This is a genomic window from Novipirellula sp. (assembly GCF_041583735.1).
Classification (GTDB): Bacteria; Planctomycetota; Planctomycetia; order Pirellulales; family Pirellulaceae; genus Novipirellula.
On the sequence record NZ_JBFHFD010000670.1, the window covers coordinates 1 to 4,726 of the forward strand.

Annotated in this window: 2 protein-coding genes; both read right to left on the reverse strand. The window is 55.2% G+C overall.

Features of this window, described 5'->3' with window-relative positions; genetic code table 11:
• The coding region (locus ABX962_RS30620) for a MupA/Atu3671 family FMN-dependent luciferase-like monooxygenase (RefSeq protein WP_372725261.1) at positions 1-3,206 on the reverse strand (3,206 nt) is incomplete at its 3' end.
• 305 nt (positions 3,207-3,511) lie between these two features.
• On the reverse strand, positions 3,512-4,555 hold the full coding sequence (locus ABX962_RS30625; protein ID WP_372725263.1) for a ferrochelatase: 1,044 nt from the start codon (positions 4,553-4,555) through the stop codon (positions 3,512-3,514).
• Positions 4,556-4,726: the final 171 nt, after the last annotated feature.

A 4,726-nucleotide genomic window follows, 5' to 3' on the forward strand; every position in this document is an offset into this window, starting at 1 on the left:
ACCGTCGTTCCATCGGTCCGCTTTTTGAACGCAGCCCAGGTGTGTGAGAATCCTTTTAGTAAACTTGCCGATGTTCGCAGGTATTCGGTCAGCGGTTTACGAACAAGTTCACGAACTTCGTCATTCGAATCGCCGACAAACGTGTGCACCATCACGGTGACTTCACCGGGCCCCGCGTGGCTGGCTTTCGCCCGCGCGTCGCGATACGCGTCGATTCGAGCGGTCAATTCTTCGATCGTTTGTCCCAGCAGATGCGTCAAGATGTTGGCACCGATTGAACCTGCCATCCGAAACGTGTCTTCGTTGCCGGCCGTCGTGACCCAAACCGGCAACTCTTTTTGCAGCGGACGTGGATACGTTTGGATGGCAACCTCTTTGCCGTCATGCCCGGCAAATCCCACGGTCTCGCCACGCCAAAGCCGACGCACGAGATCGATGTTATCTAACATCACCGTTTTGGCGTTGGCATAGTTTTCCGGAGCAAAAATAAAATCGTTCGGTTGCCAACCCGAGGCGAACGAGATGCCGACGCGGCCGCCCGAAATCTGGTCGACCACGGACCATTCTTCGGTGACGCGAGCCGGATGATGCAGTGGCAACACGACGCTACCCGAGCGGATTGCGATGCGGTGGGTGATCGCGGCGACGGCGGCGCTGGTCACCGATGGATTCGGGTACAATCCGCCAAAATCGTGGAAATGACGCTCGGGAGTCCAGACCGATGAAAAACCATGCTCGTCTGCAAACCGGGCTCCATCGATCAGCAACTGATACGGCGATTCGCTCTGATTCGCACTGCTGGAAAAATAGAACAAACCAAAGTCGATCGGTTTCGCTGCGTGACGCAGTTTCGCCGTCGACGCGATTCGCGATGGTGTATCATGAAGCACGACTTTGAAACCGCGTGCCAAGGTCCACAACAGTTCCAACACCGAGATATCAAACGACAAACTGGTGACGGCAAGCCAAGTGCCCGGAGGATCATGCGGAATCAGATCATCCATCCCGGCAAAGAAGTTGATCACGTTTTGATGCGTGACCATCACTCCCTTGGGTTTGCCGGTGGAACCCGAGGTGTAGATAACGTAGGCGAGACTGGACGGTTTACTTGCGGAATCTCGCGTTTCCGATTTTTGTGTCTCGGTAGGTGAAGATCCGACATTGCCAATGTCAATCGTTTCGACTTCGCTGTTTGGCACGCGAGTACGGCTGAGGGGATCGACCAAAATGCAGCGTAAACGTGCATCGTCGATCATCAGCGCGATACGGTGGGCAGGGAACTCGAGATCCAGTGGCACATAGGCGGCACCGGTCTTCATGACCGCGACAATCGCCGCAACCATGCCAAGGCTTCGCGTGGTGGCGATCCCGACAAGATCTCCCTCGCCAATCCCTTGGGATTGAAAGATCGTGGCCAAACGATCGACTTCGGCAGCAAGCTGTTGATACGTCCACTCGTGCTGCCCATCAACCAGGGCTATCGCCTGCGGCGTGCGTTTGGTTTGCGATGCGATCGCTCGATCAATCGTCTCGCAGTGATCATAGTCACGATCGGTGCGATTTCGCTCGAGCAAGATGTGTTGTTCTTCGGGTTTGCTTAGCAGCGAGATTCTCTGCACAGGCAGCGAGTTGTTGGTTTCGCATCCAGCGATAAAAAGTGGCAAGCGAGAAAGCAACTCAGGCCATACGTCGTCGAGTTCAGCAGCTTGGTAGCGAATTTCCACCTCCGCGGCATCGGGGGTGATCCACAGCGAAAGCGGCGAATCGACAGCCGAGGGTTCCGCGAGCGAATCGACGATCAGAATGCTCGCCGTGTCTTTCCATGGGGCATTGTTGATCGCGGGAAAACGCAGTGGCAGATCGGCCGAAAAAAATCCATGTCGCTCAATCAATTCGCGTTCTGCTCGCACCGTATCTCGATGAGTCGCAAAGGTTTTCTGGGGATCGATGTCAATCCCGAGTGGTCGATCTTTAGCGAGCAATTCCGCAGCGACTGTCGACGAATCGTAAAACGCGAGGTCAAAGCTGCGATTTCCGCTGACTCGACTTAAAAACAATCCGAACGCAGCAATCACGTCGTCGATGCCCCAGCCATCCGGGACAGAAATTGGCAGACACGTTTCCGTGTCGGATCCCAGTTCGGATTCACGCCTCGATTTACCTCCCTCGGGTACCACGAATAAAGGTCGAACTTTGGCGAGTCGCTCGATCCAAAAGTCCTGCTGCTTGCCTGCGGACCGTGCCGCTTGGTTGATCGCGTCCTGCTGAGTCGTTGTCAACGCATCGAGCGACTCACCAACCACAAACGCATTCGCTGTTTGATTGTCAACCGCGGGTGCTGTGGTCAGCGGCCAGAGATTGCCAAACCGTAGATCCGCGGTGCGGGTTGCCACGACGATCGCGTCGGATTCCACTGCCACGATCGTGCCTGGTTCCGATGTCGAGGGGAGATCCAACACGTCGGCCGAACGTGTGATCCACCATTGGTTCCGATATCGAATTTTAGGTAGGCCCAACGGATTTTCGAAGCGGTCGCCAAAGTCCAACGAACGAACGATGGCGGCACAATCGATCGCCGCAGCCGAGGTATCAATCCAACCGTCGCAGTGAAACCGTTTGTCGCGTGAAAAATAGCTCCGCTGTTGCAAATCTTGCGGTGTGGGGCAGAACGATGGATCCAGAATCCGATCGACCATCGTATCAAACGAATCGCTCGCCGCTTGGAAACATTTTGTATTCAGCGTCAGTGAGGTCTCGTCACTGGCAATCTCAATCGGCACTTGCAGCACGATGTCCCCTGCGTCGGGTTGGTCGGTCAACACATGCCAAGTGATCCCGTGCTGCGGTTCGTTCGCCGCGATGGCCCACGCGGTGGAATTCAATCCAGCATAACCAGGCAGAAGCGAATCATGAAAGTTGATCGCCATTCGCGTCGCCAACGCGATCACCTCGCTGGGGATCATCTGCAGATAAGTGACGCTGAGCAGAAAATCGAACGGCGCTGCGGCGGTCGCGGCATCGGCGAGCGCGTGGGAATTCGACCGAGGATCAACGCAGGTGATCTGGTGACCGCGTGACCATTGCAACACATCGGGGTGCGACGATGCGATGGCGGCAATCTGGAATCCACGAGCCAACAGTGATTCGGCACACTGGACGACAAGAAGTCGATCTCCCAAAAGAAAGGCCGAGTGCGGTTGGGTCATGGGTATCAGCGATGCAAGCGTAACTCAAGAGTGGAATCTATCCCCCCACTAGCATACTAGAGTTTGATTCTCTGATAGAAGTCTTGCAACGACTTCGCCCAAATTAATCCCGTTTGGACGCAAATTCGGTTATTAGAATCCGATTGTCGCCGGATATCTCGGACATCGGTGAATCGTGGTTCGCCAAGGAACGTACGATTCGCTTCTCGAAGCGAATCGCTCGATGATTTTTCGCGACGTCAAGGTATTGGCTGCCTCGAAAGGCTGACAGCCAATCCCACATTTGACAGCTCTGGCGGCCTGGGCTATGACGTTCCGACTTGGGGGCGGCGCTGAGGTGTGTAGAGACAGCAATCCGCTGGACAGACATCGTGCCAAGGACCGAGGTCGCCGAGGGCGCGACGCATCGGATCGTCAGACAACCGTTCCTGAACCAGCTCGCGAATCATGCTGACAAATTTAGGCGATACGCCTGCCGTGGCAGCTCGCGCCATCTTGATGTCACGCGACTTGCAAAGCTCCGCGGCCTCTTCGTCCAAATCAAACAGCACCTCCATGTGATCACTAACAAAACCGATCGGCATGACGATTAGCGACCCCAGCGGCGATGAATCATCGAGCTGCGTAATCGCATCACACACATCGGGTTCGAGCCACGGTTGTTGCGGTGGACCGCTGCGGCTTTGGTAGACTAATTTCCATTGGTCGGCGCCTGCCATGTCAGCAACCAAGCGGCACGCCTCGTTGAGTTGCCGTTCATAATCGCAGTGATCGGACATCGAAAACGGAATGCTATGAGCCGTAAACAACACCTGAGTCGTCGCTAGATTGGCGTCGATCGATTGGGCCGCCACACGCAGATTCTCGGCCAACGTTTCGATGAACAGCGGATGGTTGAATCCCATTCGCACTTTCTCGACCGCCGGTGCCCCCTCGCCGACCGCAGTCTGCGCGGCGAGGATGTTTTCGCGATATTGGCGACAACCGCTGTAGGAACTAAACATGCTGGTAAAAAATGCGAGCGAGCGTTTGCGGCCATCGTCTCGCATCTGTCGCAACGTGTCTTCGAAATACGGATCCCAATTGCGATTGCCCCAGTAGACCGGCAAGTCAATGCCACTCTCCTTGAATTCGGTCTTGATCGCTGCAAGCAATTGTCGGTTTTGTTCGTTGATGGGGCTGACGCCCCCGAAATGTTGGTAATGCTCGACGACTTCCATCATCCGTTCACGCGGCACATTTTTGCCTCGCAACACATTCTCTAAAAATGGGATGACGTCATCAGGCCCCTCGGGACCGCCAAAGGAAACGAGCAAGAACGAGTCATATGGTAGCGTTGTATCAGACATACAGGAGCGAGTCTTTGATGAGGGGCAAGTCTTCGATGGGAGAGCAAGTCTTCGAAGGGAGAGCAAGGCGATCAAACGGGACGGGCGTTCACTCATCCTGAACTTTAGAAGATTGGCAAGGATGTGTCGATAATGCAGGCACACCCACGATTTACCCTGCCAGCTTGCGTC

Bases quoted from the DNA above. Each gene is read 5' to 3' on its own strand.
- ABX962_RS30625 (WP_372725263.1), bottom strand. From the start codon at position 4,555: ATGTCTGATACAACGCTACCATATGACTCGTTCTTGCTCGTTTCCTTT.